Raw genomic sequence first — 19,603 nt, forward strand, 5'->3', positions numbered from 1 at the left:
AGGTCATGCCTCCTGCACTCGCTGCCACCCCCGTCATCGCCGAGGTCGTCGACAAGCACGCCGACGACCTCGTCGCCCTCCGTCGCGACCTCCACGCCCACCCCGAGCTGAGCTGGGTGGAGGAGCGCACCTCCGAGGCGGTCGTCACCGTCCTCGAGGGTGCGGGCTGGACGGTGACCCGGCCCGAGGGCGGGGGCGTGCTCGCCGACATCGGCCACGGCGGCAGGCTCGTCGCGCTGCGCGCCGACCTCGACGCGCTGCCGGTCGACGACCTCATCTCCGACCCGTGGAAGAGCACCAACCCGGGGGTCGCGCACGCCTGCGGGCACGACGTCCACACCGCGGGCCTCGTGGGCGCCGGCCTCGCGCTGGCCGAGGTCGCGGCCCGCGGGCTGCTGCCGGGCCGCGTGCGGCTGCTGTTCCAGCCCGCCGAGGAGGTCATGCCCGGTGGTGCGCTCCACCTCATCTCGGCGGGGGCGCTCGAGGGCGTCTCCCACGTGTTCGGCCTGCACTGCGACCCGAGCCTCGACGTGGGCCAGGTCGGCCTGCGCGAGGGCCCGCTCACCGGTGCCGCCGACGCACTCACCGTCCGGCTCATCGGCAAGGGCGGCCACACCTCGCGGCCGCACCTGACCGAGGACCTCACCTTCGCGCTCGGCAAGGTCATCACCGAGCTGCCGGCGATCCTGAGCCGCCGACTCGACCCCCGGGCCGGCGTGAGCGTGGTCTGGGGCATGGTGCGCGCGGGGTCGGCCCACAACGTGATCCCGCACGGCGGTGTCGTGGCAGGCACCGTGCGGATGCTCGACGCGGTCGCCTGGGCCGACGCCGAGCACCTCATCCGCCAGCTCATCGGCGCGATCGTGGCGCCCTACAGCGTCACCGCCGAGGTCACCTACCAGCGCGGGGTCCCGCCGGTCGTCAACCACGAGGCGTCGACCCGGCTGCTCGGCGCCGCAGTGGAGAGCGTGCTCGGCGCACCGGGCCGCGTCTCGACCGCCCAGAGCCTCGGGGGCGAGGACTTCGGCTGGTACCTCGACTCCGTCCCGGGCGCGATGGCGCGGCTCGGCACGCGCACGCCCGGCGGGCCGACCTACGACCTGCACCAGGGCAACCTGCGCATCGACGAGCGGGCCACCACGATCGCGGCCCGCGTGCTCGCCGAGACGGCGGTCACGGCCCTGGCCTCCTGACCCCCGCAGTGCACGAAGGGCCCGGCGCGGTGCGCCGGGCCCTTCGTGGTGCATGCGTCCCTACTGCTGCCGGTAGGGCTCCCCGTCGGCCGCGGGCGCGCGGGAGCGTCCGACGAGGCCCGCCACCGCGAAGATGGTGACGAGGTAGGGGAGCATCAGCATGAACTGGCTGGGCACGGGCGAGCCGATGGCCGAGAGCACGCCCTGCAGGTTGGTCGCGAAGCCGAAGAGCAGCGCGGCGAGCGTGGCCCGGATCGGGTCCCACTTGCCGAAGATCACCGCCGCGAGCGCGATGTAGCCGGCGCCGCCGGTCATCTCCCGGTTGAACCCGGCCACCGAGACGAGGCTGAAGTAGGCCCCGCCGAGACCGGCGATCGCGCCCGCGAGCAGGATCGTGCGGTAGCGGGTGCGGTTGACCTTGATGCCCACGGTGTCGGCTGCCTTGGGGTGCTCGCCGACGGCGCGCACCCGCAGGCCCCAGCGGGTCCGGTAGAGCGCGAAGGCCACGATCGCCACCACGGCGTAGAGCACGTAGACGAGCGGGGTCTGGCGGAACAGGATCGGGCCGATCAGCGGGATGTCGCCGAGCAGGGGGATCGGCACGGCGCGCAGCCGGTCGGGGGAGTTGAGCGTCTCGGCGTTGGGGGCGAGCACCTGGCGGAACAGGAAGTTGGTCAGGCCCACCACGAGCACGTTGAGCACCACGCCGACGATGACCTGGTCGACGAAGTAGGTGATCGCGAACAGTCCGAGGATGAGCGCCACCAGGGCGCCGGCGACCGCGGCGGCCACGAGGCCGGCCCACGGCGAGCCGGTCGTCGAGGCGGTGATCGCCGCGGCGAAGGCACCGAGCAGCAGCTGTCCCTCGATGGCGATGTTGACGACGCCCGCGCGCTCGCCCAGGACGCCGCCGAGCGCGCCGAAGACCAGGGGGATCGCGAGCGCCACCGCACCGCCGAGCAGGCTGACCACCCGGATGCGGTCGTCGGCCGCCGCCCAGCTGAGGAAGCCCACCATCCACGCGACGGCGAAGCCGATCGGGATCCAGATCTGCTGCGGCAGGTGCCCGACCATGCGCCGCACGGACTCGGCGGTGAGCGCCAGGCAGAGGACCACCATCACCCACGCGGTGGGGCCCGACGGCACCACGATGTCGGGAAGCGTGACGATGTCGCTCTCGGCGGCGAGCTGGAACGTCGTGTCGCCGGAGCGGCCCGAGCGCAGGAGGATGCCGGCGAGCAGCAGCGTCAGCACGCCGAGCACGATCGGCAGCTTGCGCGGGCCGTAGCGGCGCACGTGGACCACCGCGGGATCGGGGGCGAGACCGCCGATTTCGGGGGTCTCCGGGGTCACGGTGCTCACTTGGCCTCCTGGGCGGGGAGCCGGAAGATCGCGCGCACCAGGGGAGGCGCGGCGAGGAACAGGACGATGAGTGACTGCACCACCAGCACGAGGTCGACCGAGATGTTCTCGGAGGTCTGCATGGTGAAGCCGCCGGCCTTGAAGGCACCGAACAGCAGGCCGGCCGCCAGGATCCCCAGCGGGCGCGAGCGCCCGAGCAGGGCCACGGTGATGGCGTCGAAGCCGATGGAGGCGTCGAGGTCGAGCGAGACGCCGCTGGACACGGTGCCGAGGACCTGGTTGACGCCCGCGAGGCCGAGCAGCGAGCCGGCGATCATCATCACGACGGTGTAGGTCTTGCCGACGTTGATGCCCGCCGCGCGGGCCGCGTGGGGGTTCTCACCGACGGCGCGGATGCGGTAGCCGAGGGTGGAGCGGTTGAGCAGCCACCACACCACGCCGACCGCGACGAGGGCGAGCACGAAGCCCAGGCGCAGGTTGAACTGGTCGCCCAGCACCGTGGGCAGCGTCGCGGAGTCCTTCATGGGCGGCGACTTCGGGTTGACCGACCCGGGGGTCTTCAGCAGCCACTCCCGGGTGAGGGCGTAGAAGAGCAGGTAGTAGGCGACGTAGTTGAGCATGATCGTGACGATCACCTCGTGGGCGCCGGTGCGGGCCTTGAGCAGGCCCGCGATGCCGCCCCAGAGGGCGCCGAACGCCATGCCCACCAGGATCGCGAGCGGCAGGTGCACGATGAGCGGGAGGTCGAGCTGGAAGCCGATCCAGCCCGCGGCACCGCCGGCGATGAGCATCTGGCCGCGGCCGCCGATGTTGAACAGGGCGGCACGGAAGGCGAGCCCGACGCCGAGGCCGCCGAGGATGAGCGGTCCGGCGAACTTGAGCGTCTCGGTGAGCGGGCGCCACTGCAGCGCCGGGTCGTCGACGTTGTAGTTGAAGATCGCGCCGCGGAACATCGCGGTGTAGGCGCCGGAGATGGCCTCCCACACGGCGGTGACGAAGTCGGAGGGCCGGGCCGTGAGGTAGCCGGCGGCCTCGCGGACCGACTCGTCGGTCGCCGCGATCATCACCGACCCGACGAAGACCGCCAGGAACACGGCGAGCACGCCGGCGAGCGGGTCGCCCGAGGCGATCTCGCGCAGCACGGAGCGGGACCGCTGGCCGCGCGTGTCGTTCGACCCGGCGTCGGGAGCGTCGGCGGTGTCGGTGATCGTGCCGGTGTCCGTGCCGGCGCCCGTCTCGGGTGCGTCGGGCTTCTCGGGCTGGGGGGTGCGGGAGTCGCTCACGCCACCACGTCCTTCAGGTCCTTGGGGCGTTCGCCGGTCATCATCAGTCCGAGGGTCTCGCGGGGCGTGTCGGCCGGCACGACGCCGACGATCCGGCCGCGGTAGAGCACCATGATGCGGTCGGCAAGGGCGACCACCTCGTCCAGCTCGGTGGAGACCACCAGGACCGGGATGCCGCGGTCGCGCGTCGCGACGATCTGCTTGTGGATGAACTCGATCGATCCGACGTCGACACCGCGGGTGGGCTGGGCCGCGACGAGCAGCCGCAGGTCGCGGGAGAGCTCGCGGGCCACGACGACCTTCTGCTGGTTGCCGCCCGAGAGGTTGGAGGCCAGCGAGTCGATGTCGCGGGCGCGGACGTCGTACTGCTGGAGCTTCTCCTCCGCGAAGGCGCGCAGGGCGCCGAGGCGCAGCGAGCCGTTCTTGACGAACGGCGACTTGAAGCTGCGGTTGAGCATGAGGTTCTCGGCGATGGTGAAGCCGGGCACCAGGCCGTCGACCTGGCGGTCCTCGGGGATGAACCCGACGCCCGCGTCGAGGATCTTGCGGGTCGACCGGCCGACGAGCTCCACGCCGTCGAGGGTGATCGAGCCGTGGACGTCGTCCTGGAGGCCGAGCAGGGCCTCGGTGAGCTCGGTCTGGCCGTTGCCCTGCACGCCGGCGACGACGAGGATCTCCCCGGCGCGGATCGTGAAGCTCAGGCCGTCGAGCTGCGTGCGCCCGGCGAGGTCGCGCACGACGAGGTCGCGCACGACGAGCGCGTCGTCACCGAGCGTGGCGGCGTCCTTCTGGACGACGAGCTCCACCGGGCGCCCGACCATCATCGAGGCGAGCTCGGCGTTGGTGGCGCTGGGCTCGGCCTCCCCGACGACCTTGCCGTGGCGGATGACGGTGATCCGGTCGGCGACCTCGCGGACCTCACGGAGCTTGTGGGTGATGAAGACGATGGCCTTGCCGGCCTCCTGGAGCTGGCGCATGATCTGCATCAGCTCGTCGGTCTCCTGGGGCGTGAGCACCGCGGTCGGCTCGTCGAAGACGAGCAGCTCGGCGTCGCGGGAGAGGGCCTTGATGATCTCGACGCGCTGCTGCACGCCGACCGGCAGGTCCTCGACGACCGCGTCGGGGTCGACGTGGAAGCCGAAGCGCTCCGAGATCTCGGTGACGCGCGCGCGGGCGGCGTCGAGGTCGAGCGTGCCGGCGAAGCCCGTGGACTCGTTGCCGAGCATCACGTTCTCGGCCACGGTGAAGACCGGGATGAGCATGAAGTGCTGGTGGACCATGCCGATGCCGGCCGCCATCGCGTCGCCGGGGCCGGTGAAGTGCTGGACCTCGCCGTCGAGCTCGATCTCGCCCTCGTCGGCCTTGTAGAGGCCGTAGAGCACGTTCATCAGCGTGGACTTGCCGGCACCGTTCTCGCCGAGGAGGCAGTGGATCTGCCCCGGCTCCACCGTCAGGGAGATCGAGTCGTTGGCCACCACGCTGCCGAAGCGTTTGGTGATGCCTCGCAGGACGAGTCTCATGGCATCGCATCCTAGGGTCGCAGAGGTCCGGGGGGCTGGACCAGGGTCTGGTACTGGGGGCCAGGGCGGGCGGGCCCGGGCAGGCGCTCTCGTACGGCAGGCGTGGAAGCGCGCGGGCAGGGTAACGGCCGGCGCTGTCGCGGCACTGCCACGAGATGTGCCAAAGGTCACGGCCGCCGTCTGGCAGGTGGCCGGCACGGCACGGGGGAGGCCGACGAACCCGTCGGCCTCCCCCGTGATGGCGCGTGGTGGAGCGTGGTGGTGCTCAGCCCAGGTAGGACTTGACCTTGATGGAGCCGTCGACGATGCCGGCCTTGACCTCGTCGAGCTCAGCGGCGAGCTCGTCGCTGACCTTGTCCTCGAAGTTGTGGAACCCGGCGATGCTGACGCCGCCGTTCTCGAGGGTGCCGATGTAGGGCTCGAAGTCGAACTCGTCCTGGCCCGCGGCCATGACGGCCTCGTAGGTCGAGACCTTCATGTCCTTGAGGATCGAGGTCATGACGTAGTCCTGGGTGTTCGGGTCGGTCTCGTAGAGGTCGGCGTCGACACCGACCATCGCGACGTCCTTGCCGGAGTCCTCGATCGCGGTGATCGCGCCCTGGTAGATCGGGCCGCCGACGGGAAGGATCACGTCGACGTCCTGGTCGAGGATCTGCTTGGCCGTGCTGGTCGCGGCCTCGTTGGCCTCGAAACCACCGGTGAAGGAGCCGTTCTTGCCGTCCCAGCCGACGACCTCGACGTCCTTGCCCTTCTCCTTGGCGTAGTACTCCGCGCCCTGCTTGAAGCCGTCCATGAAGATGGTGACGGTCGGGAAGGGCATGCCGCCGAAGGTGCCGACCTTGCCGGTCTTGGTGTAGTCGGCAGCCGCGTAGCCGGCCAGGAAGGCGGCCTCGGCGGTGTTGTAGAGCAGCGGCTTGATGTTCTTCTCGTCGGCCTTGCCGTCGAAGGTGGCACCGTCGTCGCCGCCGTCGGCGGAGTCGTCGATCAGGACGTACTCGACGTCGGGGTTGGCCGCGGCCGACTCCTTGGTCGCGGCGGCCAGGGCGAAGCCGACGGTCACGATGACGTCGCAGCCCTCGCCGATCAGGCTCTCCAGGTTGGGGCCGTAGTCGTTCTCGCTGTTGGACTCGACGTCGATGAGCTCGACACCCAGCTCGTCGGCGGCCTGCTTCGCACCCTCGTAGCCGAGCTGGTTGAACGACTTGTCGTCGAATCCGCCCGCGTCGGAGACGATGCACGGCGTGAAGTCGCTGGCCGCAGCCTCGCTGCTGCCGCTTCCGCCGCCGGTGGTCTCCTCCTCGGGCGCGTCGCCGCACGCTGCCAGGGTCGCGGCCGCCAGCAGGGCCACGAGGCCGCTCGAGACGACCTTCCTCGACTTGTTCACAGTGCCTCCAAGTTCGTGACCCCCAGGCGGGGTCGCTTTCGGGGAGCATGATGCCTGCCGCCCGGCGACAAATCACGCGGTTCGCAGCCTTCGAGACCCGTTTGAGACATAGAACTCACCACAAGACTTTCGGCGGAACCCGCCACAGGCACCACCTTCGTCCCATGCGCCATAGTTGCGGCGTGGAAGACACGCGGAGGACACGGTGCACGACGAGGCAGCCGGCGGGGCGGGCGACGTGACGCACGACGGCACGAGGGACGCCTCGGGCGACGGCCCCGTGGGGGTCGACTGGGACGAGCTCAAGGCCGCGGCCCTCGACGTGGTGAAGCGGGCCTACGCCCCCTACTCCCACTACTCGGTGGGGGCTGCCGCGCTCACCGACGACGGCCGCGTCGTCGTCGGCTGCAACGTGGAGAACGCGTCGTACGGCGTCGGGCTGTGCGCCGAGTGCGGGCTGGTCTCGCACCTGCACGCCACCGGCGGCGGACGGCTGACACACTTCGTGTGCGTCAACGGCGCCGGCGAGGTCATCATGCCGTGCGGCCGGTGCCGCCAGCTGCTGTTCGAGCACGGTGGTCGCGACCTGCTGGTCTGGACCATCTCGGGCATCAGGCCCATGTCCGAGGTGCTCCCCGACGCCTTCGGACCCGACGACCTGGCGGCCGGTGCCGCCCCGGAAGGAACCCCATGACCGCCCACGACGCCGTCGAGGTGATCCTCGCCAAGCGCGACAAGCACGAGCTCTCCGACAGCCAGATCGACTGGGTGATCGACGCCTACACCCGCGGTGACGTCGCCGACGAGCAGATGTCGGCGCTCGCCATGGCGATCCTGCTCAACGGGATGAACCGGCGGGAGATCTCGCGCTGGACGGGAGCGATGATCGCGTCGGGGGAGCGGATGGACTTCTCCACGCTGTCGCGCCCGACCGCCGACAAGCACTCGACGGGCGGCGTCGGCGACAAGATCACCCTGCCGCTCGCGCCCCTGGTCGCGGCCTGCGGCGTCGCGGTCCCGCAGCTCTCCGGTCGCGGGCTGGGTCACACCGGCGGCACGCTCGACAAGCTCGAGTCGATCCCGGGGTGGCGCGCGGCGCTGAGCAACGAGGAGATGTTCGGCATCCTCGAGGACGTCGGCGCCGTCATCTGCGCGGCCGGCGACGGCCTCGCCCCGGCCGACAAGAGGCTCTACGCCCTGCGTGACGTCACCGGCACCGTGGAGGCGATCCCGCTGATCGCCAGCTCGATCATGAGCAAGAAGATCGCCGAGGGCACCGGCGCCCTGGTGCTCGACGTGAAGGTCGGCAGCGGGGCGTTCATGAAGGACCTCGCCACCGCCCGCGAGCTCGCCGAGACGATGGTCGCGCTCGGCACCGACGCGGGCGTGCGCACGGTCGCCCTGCTGACCGACATGGCGACCCCGCTGGGCCGCACCGCCGGCAACGCGGTCGAGGTGCAGGAGTCGGTCGACGTGCTGGCAGGCGGCGGGCCCGCCGACGTCGTGGAGCTCACCCTCGCCCTTGCCCGCGAGATGCTCGCCGGCGCCGGGCGCGACGACGTCGACCCGGCCGACAAGCTGGCCGACGGCTCGGCGATGGACGTGTGGAAGGCGATGATCCGCGCGCAGGGCGGCGACCCGGACGCCGAGCTGCCGCAGGCGAGGGAGTCGCACGTGGTGACCGCTCCGGTGAGCGGCACCCTCACCCGCCTCGACGCGATGGCGGTCGGCATGGCCGCCTGGCGGCTCGGGGCGGGTCGGGCCCGCAAGGAGGACCCGGTGCAGGCCGGCGCCGGCGTGGTGTGGCACGCGCGGCCGGGCGACCGGGTCACCGAGGGCGAGCCGCTCCTGACGCTGCTCACCGACGAGCCGCAGCGCTTCGATCGCGCGCTCGCCTCGCTCGAGGGGGGCTTCGACATCGGCGGCGACGACGGGTCGGCCAGTCGCGAGATCGTGCTCGACCGGATCGGCTGACCGGTCCCCACAACTGACGATGACCGGTCAGTAGCGCCCGGCCGACCGGGGTCCCCGCCTACGTTTCCCCCATCCAGGGAACTTGGGGGCCCGATGCAGACGAGCCACGAGCGCGGCGGGGGCCGCGCCACGTCGCGCTCGACCGCCGTGCTGGCGGTCGTGGTGCTGGTGACCGGGCTCGCGGTCGGAGCGGGCGCGACCTGGCTGGCGCTCTCGCGCCCCGGCTCCAGCACCGACTCGACGGGGTGCGAGGGGTTCCGTGGCCTCGACCTCGCGGTGGCGCCCGAGATGTACGGCGCGGTGGTCGCGGCGCTCGCCGACGTGACCCCCGACTGCGTGCAGGTCGACCCGGCGATGCGCTCGGGCGTCGACGTGGCCCGCAGTGCCTCGATGGGGGGCGCACTGCCCGACGTCTGGATCCCGGAGGCGCACTTCCTCACCGCCACGGCCTACCTCGGCTCGGCCCGGCCGCGGCTCCTCGTGCGGAGCCTGGCGCGTACGCGCGTGGTGCTGGTGGGCGGCGCGGCGGCGCGTCGCTTCGCGTCCTGGGGCGACGCCGAGGCGTCGGGCCTCGTCACGGTGCCCGACCCCGGCTCGTCGGCGGCGGGTGCCCTCGCGGTGACGGCGCCCGAGGCCGAGGCCCGCGTGGTCGGCCGCAGTCGGGCCGACGCCCGCCGGCTGGTGGTCCCGTTCGCCCAGGCCCAGAGCGCGCGTGCCGTGCGTGGCCAGGACGAGTCCGTCGGGCCGGCCATGTTCGCGCGACGCTCGCCGCGCCTGGTGGTCAGCACCGAGCAGCAGCTGCGCACCGTGTCCGGACGTGACGACCTGCGCGACCTGACCCCGGCCGTGGGCGCGCCGGTCCTCGACTTCCCGCTCCTCGTCAGCGGCGACGCGGCCCCGGGGGCGCGGGCGCTGGCCCGCGCCCTCGCCCAGCACCTCCGGGGCGAGGCGGGACGCGCGCTGATCGCGGACGAGGGCCTCCGCGCCCCGGGGACGGGTCGAGGCGACCTGCGCCCGCCCGCGGCGCCGACGATCGCCCGCGCGGTCCAGTCGTGGAACCTGTGGAGCGTCCCCTCCGCGATGCTCGCGGTGGTGGACGCCTCGGGCTCGATGGACCTCGACACCGGGATGGGATCGCGGATGGACCTGCTCGCCGACGCCGCCCGGATCGGGCTCGGGTTCCTGCCCGACCACGCCCGGGTGGGGCTGTGGGTCTTCTCGGAGGACAAGGGCGGGCCAGGTCGCGACTGGCGCGAGCTCGAGCCCATCCGCCGCCTCGACGACCTCCGCTTCGGCCGCACCCAGCGCTACGCCCTGCGCGAGCGCGCGGCGGAGCTGCCCGGCCTCACCGACGGCGGCACCGGGCTCTACGACACCGCGCTCGCCGCCTACCGGGAGGCGCTGCGCAGCTATCGCCCGCACTACGCCAACGCCGTGGTGCTGATGACCGACGGGCGCAACGAGGACCCCGGCTCGATCACCCTGACGGCCCTGCTGCGGCGCCTGGGCGAGCTGCGCGACCCGCAGCGGCCGGTGCGGCTGGTCGGGATCGCGATCAGCGGCGACGCCGACCTCGCGGCGCTGCGCCGGATGGCGCGGGTGACCGGCGGGGAGGCCTACCTGGCAGCGCAGCCCGAGGACGTGCTGGGCGTGTTCGCCCAGGCCGTGCTGTCCCGCTGAGCGCGGAGGTCAGCTGAGGAGGAGCACGACGTGCGCGGCCACGCAGGCCGGCTTGTCGTGGCCCTCGATCTCGACCGTGTGCTCGACGACGAGCTGCCGGCCGGCGGGCAGGTCGCGCACCTCGCCGAAGCGCACGTGCGAGCGCAGCCGGCTGCCCACGGGCACCGGGGCCGGGAAGCGGACCTTCTCGAGGCCGTAGTTGAGGCGGGCGCCGGGCGTCTCGAGCCGGAAGACCTGCGAGGCGAAGTGCGGCAGGAGGCTGAGGGTGAGGAACCCGTGGGCGATGGTCGTGCCGAAGGGGCCCTGCGCCGCGGCGTCGACGTCGACGTGGATCCACTGGTGGTCGAGCGTCGCGTCGGCGAAGGCGTCGATGCGGGCCTGGTCGACGGTGAGCCACTCGCTGGTGCCGATCTCGGCGCGGGCGGCGGCCGCCACCTCGTCGAGCGTGGTGAAGGTGCGCATGCGGACGAACATAGTGGGCCCTGATTGGATGGGCCGATGAGCACCCCCACGCGCGACCAGGTCCAGGCCGCTCCCAAGGTCCTGCTGCACGACCACCTCGACGGCGGGCTGCGCCCGCAGACCATCGTCGAGCTCGCCGCGGAGGCCGGCCACGAGCTGCCGGCGTCCGACGCCGAGTCATTGGGCCGCTGGTTCACCGAGTCGGCCGACTCCGGCTCGCTCGTGCGCTACCTCGAGACCTTCGACCACACGGTCGCGGTCATGCAGAACGGCCCGGCGATCGCGCGCGTGGCCCGCGAGTGCGTCGAGGACCTCGCCGCCGACGGCGTCGTCTACGCCGAGGTGCGCTACGCCCCCGAGCAGCACGTCGGCGGCGGCATGACGCTCGACGAGGTGGTCGCCGCGGTGCAGGAGGGCTTCGACGCCGGCATGGCCGCCAGCGGCGGCAGGATCGTCGTCCGCCAGCTCCTCACCGCCATGCGGCACCAGGCGCGGTCGATGGAGATCGCCGAGCTCGCGATCGACTGGCGCGACCGCGGCGTGGCCGGCTTCGACATCGCCGGGGCCGAGGCGGGCTTCCCGCCCACCCGCCACCTCGACGCCTTCGAGTACCTCCAGCGCGAGAACGCGCACTTCACCATCCACGCCGGCGAGGCGTTCGGGCTGCCCTCGATCTGGGAGGCGATCCAGTGGTGCGGTGCCGACCGCCTCGGCCACGGGGTGCGCATCATCGACGACATCACCGTCAACGACGACGGGTCGGTCGAGCTCGGCCGGCTGGCCGCCTACGTGCGCGACAAGCGGATCCCGCTCGAGATGTGCCCCAGCTCCAACATCCAGACAGGGGCCGCGGAGTCGTTCGCCCAGCACCCGATCGGGCTGCTGACCGACCTGCGGTTCCGGGTGACGGTCAACACCGACAACCGCCTGATGAGCGGCACGTCGATGACCCGCGAGATGTTCGGGCTCGTGGAGGCGTTCGACTACACCCTGGAGGACCTGCGCTGGTTCACCATCAACGCGATGAAGTCGGCGTTCCTGCCCTTCGACGAGCGGCTCGCGCTCATCGAGGGCGTCATCAGGCCCGGCTACGCCGCGCTCATCGACGCTCGGTAGCCGCGGCGGTCAGCTCGGCGTAGGCCTGGTCGCCGGTGGCGCGGCGGCACCCCTGCCGCACCGCGTGGGCGACCACCCGTTGCTGGTCGCGCATCAGCGCCAGGCCGCGGCGCACCAGGACGAGCGGCGGCTTGCGGTGCTCGCGCAGGTCGCGGGTCAGGCGCCGCCAGAACGTGACGAGCGGGTGCTGGGTGATGCAGTAGGCCGCCGCGAGGATCCCCTCGTCGCGGCACGCCGCGACGACGTGGGGCGCGAAGATGCCCTCCGCGACGAAGAAGGGGCTGCCGGCGAGGTCGACCGTGTGGGTGCCGCAGCGGCCGCTGCGCGAGATGTCGTAGACCGGGACCTCGCTGCGCCCGGTGGCGCACAGCTCGCGCAGCGCGGCGAGCGCGTCGGCCTCGTGCCAGGAGTCGGGGTGGTCCCAGTCGACCAGGCCGGCGTTGGCGCCCGTCGTGATGCGGGGGAGCGAGGGGTCGTCGCCGTCCTTGTAGAAGTCGTCGAGGCGCAGGACGGGCAGGCCGAGACGCTCCGCGAGGCGGGACTTGCCCGCGCCGCTGGGGCCCGCCAAGATGACCACCTGGGCTGTGCTCATGTGTTGCGGACTCATTTCGTCGTTCGGCCACGCGGCGTGAGGGCAGGACATAGTGTCGCGCAGATCACTGCTCGACACCTCTGTGGGGAGGACGTCCATGAGTCATCTCGACTCGACCGCGCCCGAGGACGCCGGCACGCCCGGTGGCCCCGTCGGACGCGGCAGCAAGCGCTTCGTGCTGGTGGGACTCGCGCTGGCGCTGGTCGTCGCGACCGTCGCATTCTTCACGATGCGCGGAGCAGGGGATGAGCCGGAGGGGGCAGACTGCATCTCCGAGGTGATCACGCTCACCACTGCGCCGGTCATGGAGGACCTGGTGCACCAGGCCGTCAAGGACGTCAACGCCGACGAGCCGTGCATCGACATCCAGGTGACCGCCGGCACGGTGAAGGACGTCGTCTCCCTCCTCGGCGACCCCAGCGCCGAGCTCCCCGACATCTGGATCCCCGACAGCCCGACCTGGAAGGGCCAGCTCACCAGCGCCGGCTGGGCGGGCACGCCGATCGCCGCCGTGCTGGCCCAGACGCCCGTCGGCCTCATCGGCGGGCCGGCCGCCGAGGCGCCGGCCTCCTGGGTCGCCGCGCTCGGCAGCGGCAGCCTGGCGATGGCCGACCCGAGCGCGGAGGGCGCGTCGGCGCTCGCCCTGCTGGCGCCCTACGCCGAGATGAAGCGGACGGGCGAGACCCCGGAGTCGATCGACCAGAAGACCGTCCCCGTCGCCCAGACCTACGGCGAGCGCGCCGTGGCCGGCAGCGTCAACGAGACCGACCTGTCCACGATCACCGCATCCAGCACCCAGCTGGTGCCCGCCACGGAGCACGACTACCTCGCCGCGCGCCGCAGCAACGACCAGCTCGCCCTGGTGGCCCCGAAGACCGGCGTGCCGATGCTGCAGTTCCCGCTCATCGACGTCAATCGCGGCAGCAAGGACATGCTCAGCTCCGGTGGCGACCTGTCCGCCCGCGTGGGCCGCGCCCTGGGCCGCTGGTTCGCCTCGAGCGCCGGGGTGGAGGCGATCTCGGCCGCCGAGCTGCGCGGCCCCGACGGCGCCCCGCTCCCCAACGACATCGGGCTGGGCAAGGCCAGGGTGCTCGGCAAGGTGCCCCAGCAGACCACCGACGACGTGCTGCGCGGGTGGCGCGTGCTGTCGGTGCCCTCCAGCATTCTCGCGGTGGTCGACCTGTCGGGCTCGATGAAGACCGCCATCGGCGACACCACGCGCATCCGGCTCGCCATGACCGCCTCCAAGGTCGCGCTCGACGCGTTCCCCTCGCAGGCGCGCATCGGGATCTGGGGCTTCTCGAAGAACCGTGGCAAGGGCGGCGCGTCGTGGGCCGAGTACGCCCCGCTCGAGCGCCTCGACGCACCGGCGGAGGGCGGCAGGACCCACGGCGACGTGGTCCGCGCGGAGGCCGACCTCCTGCCCAGCCGGGTGCGGGGCGGCACCGGCGTCATGGACACCACGCTCGCGGCCTACAAGCACGCCCAGGAGAAGTGGGACCCGGCGTGGTTCAACTCCGTGGTGATCATGACCGACGGCGCGCGGGACGACTCCAGCTCGCTGTCCCTCGAGTCGCTGGTCAACCAGCTCACGTCGCTGCGCGACCCGGCCAAGCCCGTCAAGGTGGTCATCATCGGCATCTCGCCGGACGCCGACACCGGCGAGCTCGAGGAGATCGCGGCGGCGACGGGCGGGCAGAACTACCTCGTCGAGGACCCCAACCAGATCCTCGGCGTGCTGGCGCAGGCCCTGCTCAACCGCTGATCCGTCACGCACGAAGGCCCCCGGAGGATCTCCGGGGGCCTTCGTCGTGTGCCGCGTCGGGCGGCTCAGACGCCGATCGGGTGCCAGACGGTCTTCGTCTCGAGGAACTGCGTCATCCGGTCCAGCCCGGGAGCCGCGAGCCAGTCGGTGTCGGGCGCGGGGCGGCGTACGCGCTTGAGGTTGTCGGCGGCGGCGACCTCGAGCTCGGTGGCGAGCTCGGCGTCCTCGACGCCGGTGAGGTCGATGCCGTTGACGTCCATGTGCGAGGCCAGCCACGGGGCGATCTCGGCCTGCGAGCCGGTGAGCACGTTGACCACGCCGCCGGGCAGGTCGCTGGTGGCCATCACCTCGCCGAGGGTGATCGCGGTCAGCGGGTTGGCCTGGCTGGCGATCACCACGACGGTGTTGCCGGTGACGATCAGCGGCGCGACGACGCTGACCAGGCCGAGCAGGGGGCCGCGGGGCGCGACCACGGCGATGACGCCGCTGGGCTCGGGGGTCGAGAGGTTGAAGTAGGGGCCGGCGACCGGGTTGGCGTTGCCGACGACCTGGGTGATCTTGTCGGCCCAGCCGGCGTACCAGACCAGGCGGTCGATCGCGGCGTCGACGTAGGCGCGCGCCTTCGACTGCGAGATCCCCTCGGCGGCACGGAGCTCGGCCTCGAACTGCTCGCGTCGGCCCTCGAGGACCTCGGCGATGCGGTAGACGACCTGGGCCCGGTTGTAGGCCGTGCGGCCCGACCAGCCACCGAAGGCCTTGCGGGCGGCGACGACGGCGTCGCGGGCGTCCTTGCGCGAGGCCAGGGCCGCGTTGGCGAGGAGCTTGCCCTTGGCGTCGTCGACGACGAAGGTGCGACCCGACTCCGAGCGGGGGAACTGCCCGCCGATGTAGAGCTTGTAGGTCTTGCGTACGTCGATGCGGCTCACGCGTCCGCTCCCTTCAGGTAGCCCTCGAGACCGTGGCGGCCGCCCTCGCGGCCGTAGCCGGACTCCTTGTAGCCGCCGAACGGCGAGGTGGGGTCGAACTTGTTGAACGTGTTGGCCCATACGACGCCCGCCCGCAGCTGGTTGGCCATCGACAGGATCCGCGAGCCCTTGTCGGTCCACACGCCCGCCGAGAGGCCGAACGGCGTGTTGTTGGCCTTCTCGACCGCCTCGGAGGGGGTGCGGAAGGTCAGCACCGACAGCACCGGGCCGAAGATCTCCTCACGCGCGATCCGGTGCGCCTGGGTGACGCCGGTGAAGACGGTGGGGGCGTACCAGTAGCCGTTGGCGGGCAGCTCGCACGGCGCGGACCAGCGCTCGGCGCCCTCGGACTCGCCGACCTCGGACAGCTCGCGGATCTTGGCGAGCTGCTCGGCGGAGTTGATCGCGCCGACGTCGGTGTTCTTGTCGAGCGGGTCGCCCACGCGCAGCGTGGCCATCCGGCGCTTGAGCCGGTCCATCACCTCGTCGGCGACGGACTCCTGCACCAGCAGGCGCGAGCCCGCGCAGCAGACGTGGCCCTGGTTGAAGAAGATGCCGTTGACGATGCCCTCGACGGCCTGGTCGAGCGGGGCGTCGTCGAAGACGATGTTGGCGGCCTTGCCGCCGAGCTCGAGCGTCACCTTCTTGTCGGTGCCGGCGACCGCCCGGGCGATGGCCTTGCCGACCTCGGTGGATCCGGTGAAGGCGACCTTGTCGACGTCGGGGTGCGACACGATCGCGCGGCCGGTGTCGCCGGCGCCGGTGACGATGTTGACGACGCCGGGCGGCAGGTCGGCCTGCTGGCAGATCTCGGCGAAGAGCAGCGCGGTCAGGGGCGTGGTCTCGGCGGGCTTGAGCACGACCGTGTTGCCGCACGCCAGCGCCGGGGCGATCTTCCAGGCCAGCATCAGCAGCGGGAAGTTCCACGGGATGACCTGGCCGGCGACGCCGAGCGGCGTCGAGCCGTAGCCGGAGTACTCGAGCTTGTCGGCCCAGCCGGCGTAGTAGAAGAAGTGGGCGGCGACGATCGGCACGTCGACGTCGCGCGACTCCTTGATCGGCTTGCCGTTGTCGATCGACTCCAGGACGGCGAGCTCGCGGCCGCGCTCCTGGATGATCCGGGCGATCCGGTAGAGGTACTTGGCGCGCTCGGCCCCGGACATCCGCGACCAGACGCGGGTGTAGGCGCGGCGGGCGGCCTTGACGGCCTCGTCGACGTCGGCGTCGCTGGCCTCGGCGATCTCGGCGAGGACCTCCTCGGTGGCCGGGTTGACGGTCTTGAACGACGTGCCGCTGCCGTCGACGAACTCGCCGTTGACGAACAGGCCGTAGGACGGCTTGATGTCGACGATGGCGCGCGACTCGGGCGCGGGGGCGTACTCGAAAATGTTGGTCATCCCCATCAGTCCAGCGTGAAGTAGTCGGGACCGGAGTAGCGTCCGGTCGTCATCTTGGTGCGCTGCATCAGCAGGTCGTTGAGCAGCGTGGAGGCGCCGAAGCGGAACCAGTCGGGGTCGAGCCAGTCGCCGCCGCAGATCTCGTTGACCATCACGAGGTACTTGATGGCGTCCTTGGTGGTCCTGATGCCGCCGGCGGGCTTGACGCCGATCATCTGCCCGGTCTGGTCGCGGAAGTCGCGCACCGCCTCGAGCATGATCAGGGTGACCGGGAGGGTCGCGGCGGGCTGGACCTTGCCGGTGGAGGTCTTGATGAAGTGGCCACCGGCCATCATCGCCAGCCAGCTGGCGCGCCGGACGTTGTCGTAGGTCTGCAGCTCACCGGTCTCGAAGATCACCTTGAGGTGCGCGCTGGTGCCGTCGGGCCTCGCGCAGGCCTCGCGGACCAGGGCGATCTCCTCGAAGACGTCGAGGTAGCGCCCCGAGAGGAACGCCCCGCGGTCGATGACCATGTCGATCTCGTCGGCGCCGGCCTCGACCGCGTCACGGGTGTCGGCGAGCTTGATGTCCATCGCGGCGCGACCGCTGGGGAACGCGGTGGCGACCGCCGCGACGTGGACGCCGCTGTCGCCGAGCGTCTGCTTGGCGGTGGCGACCATGTCGGGGTAGACGCACACGGCGGCGGTGGCCGGGCAGGTCGGGTCGGCCGGGTCGGGACGCATCGCCTTCGAGGCGAGCGCGCGGACCTTGCCGTGCGTGTCCTGGCCCTCGAGCGTGGTCAGGTCGACCATGCGGATGGCCAGGTCGATGGCGAAGGCCTTCGACGTCGTCTTGATCGACCGGGTGGCCAGGCCCGCGGCGCGAGCCTCGCACCCGACCTGGTCGACCCCGGGGAGGCCGTGGAGGAATCGACGGAGCGAGGAGTCCGAGCGCACGATGTCGTCGAAGACGCCGCCGTGGGTCGCGGAGGTGCTCGCCGTTGGGCTGGCAGTGGGTGTCACCGGCCCAGCATAGAGTTGGGTCGAAGGCCCCCCGCAATCCGTGATGGCCGACGGTCTGCTCACATCGACGAGGACGACATGGCATCCCTGCAGGACGACCACGAGGTCGTGGTCGAGCGGTTCCAGCCATCCAGTGGCCGGTTCTCGGGCTGGGCGACGCTCGTGCTGTCCGCCCTCCTCGTGGTGGCCGGCGTGGCCTACTTCGACGACGGGTTCCCCGCCTGGGTGACCGCCGCGGGCCTGCTCGTCGGCGTGCTGGCGTGGGCGGCCAACCTGCGCCCGGCGCTGTGGGTGACCGAGGAGCACCTCGTCATGCGCAACCTCGCCGAGACCGTCCACATCCGCCTCGACGCGATCGAGGAGCTGGCCGTGCGCCAGGTCCTGGCGGTCCGCGCCGCCGACCAGCGCTTCGTCAGCACCGTGCTGGGACGCAGCTGGCGCAAGGCGATCGTCTCGCGCAGGGGCTCCACCGACGACGGTCCGCGCGAGGGCATGCCCTACGCCGACTGGGCCGAGCACCGCCTCCACGAGCTGGTCGACGCCGCCCGCGACCGCACGGGGGTGCGGCCCGGGTCGAAGGAGCAGCTGGCCCTGCCCGACGCCGTGCGCCGCGAGCCGGCGGTGCTGCCCCTCGCGTTGACCGGGGCGGCCGTCGTGGCGCTGCTGGTCAGCCTCTTCGTCTGAGGTCCCTCAGGCGCGGCGAGCGGCCGCGACGGTGCCCGGCGTGGGGAACCAGCGAGCGACGACGGCCGACTGCCCGAGCGTCCACGTCGAGCTGCACACCCAGTAGACGAGCAGGGCCACCGGCACGACGCCGCCCGCCACGAGCATCCCGCCTGCCGACATCACGGGGATGATCCGCTGCGCCGCCACCATCGCCTCCGGCATCCCCTCGAGGGGGGTGTTGGGCGCGACGACGAAGCGCTGGGTGACGTAGGACAGCACCGCCGCGGTCAGGGCCAGTCCGGCGACGACGGCGAGGTGCACCCCGCCACCGCCGAGGTAGCCGCGGCCGGCCAGCGAGACGCCGACGACCGACGCCGCGCCGAAGGACGACACCAGGCCGGGGCCCATCGCGCCCACCGCCGCGCCCGAGGCGACGTCCGCCACGAGGTGGTAGAGCGCGATCCACACGGGCAGCTGGAGCAGCACCGGCAGGCAGCCCAGCCGGCTCACCCCGTGCTCGGCCGACACCGTGCGCCGCTCCCGCATCAGGGCACGCACGCTCTCGGCGTCGGTGCGTCCGCGGTAGCGCTCCGCGATGCCCTGCAGGTGGGGCCGCGCCCGGGCGGCGGCGTGCGCCTGGCGGACGCCGTGGACGACGAGCGGCAGCACCGCGAGGCGTACGAGGACGACGAGGGCGGCGATGCCGAGCACCCAGGTCGCGGCGGCATCGGGCGGGGCGCCGAGGGAGGTGAGGGCGTCGTGGGTGGCGGCGAGTACCGCGGCGAGGGCGTGCGAGATCGGGTCGAGCAAGGACATGGGTGTGCTCCTGGGACGGTGGGGACGGGTCTGGACGGGCTCGCCGGAGGCGAGGGTCAGACCAGTCCCGGCGCACGCGGTCGCACCGGGTGGTGCCCCGCGTCGGTCGTCCGCCCCGCGAGCACGAGGGGCACGTCGGCGGCACGTCGCCGCGGTCGCAGCGAGCGCAGGGTCGCGTCGGGGACGACAGCAGGGCCGCGTACGCCCATCAGGGTCGTGGCGGCGGCGAGCGCGGCGAGCACCACGAGCGCCTCGGCCGACATCGTCGAGACCGTCGGAGCGATCGTGATGGCGGCGGCGATCGACGCCAGCGCGAGCACCACGGTCCGGAGCATGTCCGCCACCCTAGCCCGCCGCTCCCCCGGCGGGACGTCATGGGAATGCCCGGTCCGAGGCGGGGATTCCCCTGACGCTGCGCGCCGGGTCG

The 19,603-nt window shown here is 72.3% G+C and carries 18 protein-coding genes; 7 read left to right on the forward strand and 11 right to left on the reverse strand.

All coding sequences use genetic code 11. The features are described 5' to 3' along the window. Positions 1 to 5: 5 nt before the first annotated feature. Complete coding sequence (locus AC54T2_RS09180) at positions 6 to 1,193, forward strand: amidohydrolase (RefSeq protein WP_186341351.1); 1,188 nt, start codon at positions 6 to 8, stop codon at positions 1,191 to 1,193. 60 nt (positions 1,194 to 1,253) lie between these two features. On the opposite strand, the gene AC54T2_RS09185 is transcribed toward AC54T2_RS09180, so the two are convergent. From AC54T2_RS09185 to AC54T2_RS09200, 4 genes are all read right to left on the reverse strand, one after another. Next, positions 1,254 to 2,555: an ABC transporter permease gene (locus AC54T2_RS09185; protein WP_241005337.1), complete on the reverse strand. Its 1,302-nt coding sequence runs from the start codon at positions 2,553 to 2,555 to the stop codon at positions 1,254 to 1,256. Then, positions 2,552 to 3,838: an ABC transporter permease gene (locus AC54T2_RS09190; RefSeq protein WP_241005338.1), complete on the reverse strand. Its 1,287-nt coding sequence runs from the start codon at positions 3,836 to 3,838 to the stop codon at positions 2,552 to 2,554. The genes AC54T2_RS09185 and AC54T2_RS09190 overlap by 4 nt, the downstream gene beginning before the upstream one ends. Beyond that, on the reverse strand, positions 3,835 to 5,358 hold the full coding sequence (locus AC54T2_RS09195) for an ABC transporter ATP-binding protein (protein ID WP_186341352.1): 1,524 nt from the start codon (positions 5,356 to 5,358) through the stop codon (positions 3,835 to 3,837). Before AC54T2_RS09195 ends, AC54T2_RS09190 begins: the two co-directional genes overlap by 4 nt. 265 nt (positions 5,359 to 5,623) lie before the next feature. Next, a complete protein-coding gene (locus AC54T2_RS09200; protein ID WP_186341353.1) occupies positions 5,624 to 6,742 on the reverse strand; it encodes a BMP family lipoprotein in 1,119 nt (372 codons plus the stop codon). Between the two features lie 280 nt (positions 6,743 to 7,022). Here AC54T2_RS09200 and AC54T2_RS09205 point away from each other — a divergent pair, with 280 nt between their 5' ends. The 3 genes from AC54T2_RS09205 (at position 7,023) to AC54T2_RS09215 (ending at position 10,396) form a co-directional block, all read left to right on the forward strand. Further along, positions 7,023 to 7,436, forward strand: a complete 414-nt coding sequence (locus AC54T2_RS09205) for a cytidine deaminase (RefSeq protein ID WP_186341782.1) — start codon at positions 7,023 to 7,025, stop codon at positions 7,434 to 7,436. Further along, positions 7,433 to 8,716 (forward strand): thymidine phosphorylase, encoded by a 1,284-nt coding sequence (locus tag AC54T2_RS09210; protein ID WP_496666015.1) that lies wholly within the window; start codon positions 7,433 to 7,435, stop codon positions 8,714 to 8,716. The genes AC54T2_RS09205 and AC54T2_RS09210 overlap by 4 nt, the downstream gene beginning before the upstream one ends. 93 nt (positions 8,717 to 8,809) lie before the next feature. Continuing rightward, a complete protein-coding gene (locus AC54T2_RS09215) occupies positions 8,810 to 10,396 on the forward strand; it encodes a VWA domain-containing protein (RefSeq protein ID WP_186341355.1) in 1,587 nt (528 codons plus the stop codon). A gap of 9 nt (positions 10,397 to 10,405) precedes the next feature. Here AC54T2_RS09215 and AC54T2_RS09220 read toward each other — a convergent pair whose 3' ends face one another. Further along, positions 10,406 to 10,858 (reverse strand): MaoC family dehydratase, encoded by a 453-nt coding sequence (locus tag AC54T2_RS09220; protein WP_496666016.1) that lies wholly within the window; start codon positions 10,856 to 10,858, stop codon positions 10,406 to 10,408. 36 nt (positions 10,859 to 10,894) lie between these two features. Here AC54T2_RS09220 and AC54T2_RS09225 point away from each other — a divergent pair, with 36 nt between their 5' ends. Further along, entirely contained in the window at positions 10,895 to 11,974 is a 1,080-nt protein-coding gene (locus AC54T2_RS09225; RefSeq protein WP_186341357.1) for an adenosine deaminase, read from the forward strand. Here the strand turns inward: AC54T2_RS09225 and AC54T2_RS09230 are convergent. Next, the gene (locus tag AC54T2_RS09230; RefSeq protein ID WP_186341358.1) at positions 11,958 to 12,566 is read right to left on the reverse strand and encodes an ATP-binding protein; all 609 of its coding nucleotides are present in this window, start codon (positions 12,564 to 12,566) and stop codon (positions 11,958 to 11,960) included. The two genes, AC54T2_RS09225 and AC54T2_RS09230, sit on opposite strands and share 17 nt — an antisense overlap. A 97-nt stretch (positions 12,567 to 12,663) precedes the next feature. Here AC54T2_RS09230 and AC54T2_RS09235 point away from each other — a divergent pair, with 97 nt between their 5' ends. Next, complete coding sequence (locus AC54T2_RS09235) at positions 12,664 to 14,331, forward strand: substrate-binding domain-containing protein (RefSeq protein ID WP_496666017.1); 1,668 nt, start codon at positions 12,664 to 12,666, stop codon at positions 14,329 to 14,331. A 65-nt stretch (positions 14,332 to 14,396) separates the two neighbouring features. Here the strand turns inward: AC54T2_RS09235 and AC54T2_RS09240 are convergent, their stop codons facing one another. From AC54T2_RS09240 to deoC, 3 genes are read right to left on the reverse strand one after another with little or no spacing between them, the layout of a single operon-like run. Further along, positions 14,397 to 15,257: an aldehyde dehydrogenase family protein gene (locus tag AC54T2_RS09240; RefSeq protein WP_186341362.1), complete on the reverse strand. Its 861-nt coding sequence runs from the start codon at positions 15,255 to 15,257 to the stop codon at positions 14,397 to 14,399. Continuing rightward, positions 15,254 to 16,693, reverse strand: a complete 1,440-nt coding sequence (locus AC54T2_RS09245) for an aldehyde dehydrogenase family protein (protein ID WP_206054518.1) — start codon at positions 16,691 to 16,693, stop codon at positions 15,254 to 15,256. The genes AC54T2_RS09240 and AC54T2_RS09245 overlap by 4 nt, the downstream gene beginning before the upstream one ends. A gap of 5 nt (positions 16,694 to 16,698) precedes the next feature. Continuing rightward, positions 16,699 to 17,694 carry a deoxyribose-phosphate aldolase gene (gene deoC / locus AC54T2_RS09250; protein ID WP_496666018.1) on the reverse strand — a complete coding sequence of 332 codons (996 nt, stop codon included), beginning with the start codon at positions 17,692 to 17,694 and terminating at the stop codon, positions 16,699 to 16,701. Positions 17,695 to 17,772: 78 nt separating this feature from the next. On the opposite strand from deoC, the gene AC54T2_RS09255 reads away from it, so the two are divergent. Beyond that, positions 17,773 to 18,378, forward strand: a complete 606-nt coding sequence (locus AC54T2_RS09255) for a hypothetical protein (RefSeq protein WP_186341364.1) — start codon at positions 17,773 to 17,775, stop codon at positions 18,376 to 18,378. Between the two features lie 6 nt (positions 18,379 to 18,384). Here the strand turns inward: AC54T2_RS09255 and yidC are convergent, their stop codons facing one another. Together yidC and AC54T2_RS09265 are read right to left on the reverse strand one after the other, a co-directional pair. After that, positions 18,385 to 19,176: a membrane protein insertase YidC gene (gene yidC, locus AC54T2_RS09260; RefSeq protein ID WP_186341365.1), complete on the reverse strand. Its 792-nt coding sequence runs from the start codon at positions 19,174 to 19,176 to the stop codon at positions 18,385 to 18,387. Positions 19,177 to 19,232: 56 nt separating this feature from the next. Next, positions 19,233 to 19,511, reverse strand: a complete 279-nt coding sequence (locus AC54T2_RS09265; protein WP_489975942.1) for a hypothetical protein — start codon at positions 19,509 to 19,511, stop codon at positions 19,233 to 19,235. Between the last annotated feature and the right edge of the window lie 92 nt (positions 19,512 to 19,603).

The organism is Nocardioides sp. Z35_8, assembly GCF_059621125.1.

Coding starts and splice junctions, on each gene's coding strand:
- AC54T2_RS09180 (WP_186341351.1), top strand. CDS start 6: ATGCCTCCTGCACTCGCTGCCACCCCCGTCATCGCCGAGGTCGTCGAC.
- AC54T2_RS09195 (WP_186341352.1), bottom strand. CDS start 5,358: ATGAGACTCGTCCTGCGAGGCATCACCAAACGCTTCGGCAGCGTGGTG.
- AC54T2_RS09210 (WP_496666015.1), top strand. CDS start 7,433: ATGACCGCCCACGACGCCGTCGAGGTGATCCTCGCCAAGCGCGACAAG.
- AC54T2_RS09215 (WP_186341355.1), top strand. CDS start 8,810: ATGCAGACGAGCCACGAGCGCGGCGGGGGCCGCGCCACGTCGCGCTCG.
- AC54T2_RS09220 (WP_496666016.1), bottom strand. CDS start 10,858: ATGCGCACCTTCACCACGCTCGACGAGGTGGCGGCCGCCGCCCGCGCC.
- AC54T2_RS09225 (WP_186341357.1), top strand. CDS start 10,895: ATGAGCACCCCCACGCGCGACCAGGTCCAGGCCGCTCCCAAGGTCCTG.
- AC54T2_RS09230 (WP_186341358.1), bottom strand. CDS start 12,566: ATGAGCACAGCCCAGGTGGTCATCTTGGCGGGCCCCAGCGGCGCGGGC.
- AC54T2_RS09235 (WP_496666017.1), top strand. CDS start 12,664: ATGAGTCATCTCGACTCGACCGCGCCCGAGGACGCCGGCACGCCCGGT.
- AC54T2_RS09245 (WP_206054518.1), bottom strand. CDS start 16,693: ATGACCAACATTTTCGAGTACGCCCCCGCGCCCGAGTCGCGCGCCATC.
- AC54T2_RS09255 (WP_186341364.1), top strand. CDS start 17,773: ATGGCATCCCTGCAGGACGACCACGAGGTCGTGGTCGAGCGGTTCCAG.
- yidC (WP_186341365.1), bottom strand. CDS start 19,176: ATGTCCTTGCTCGACCCGATCTCGCACGCCCTCGCCGCGGTACTCGCC.
- AC54T2_RS09265 (WP_489975942.1), bottom strand. CDS start 19,511: ATGCTCCGGACCGTGGTGCTCGCGCTGGCGTCGATCGCCGCCGCCATC.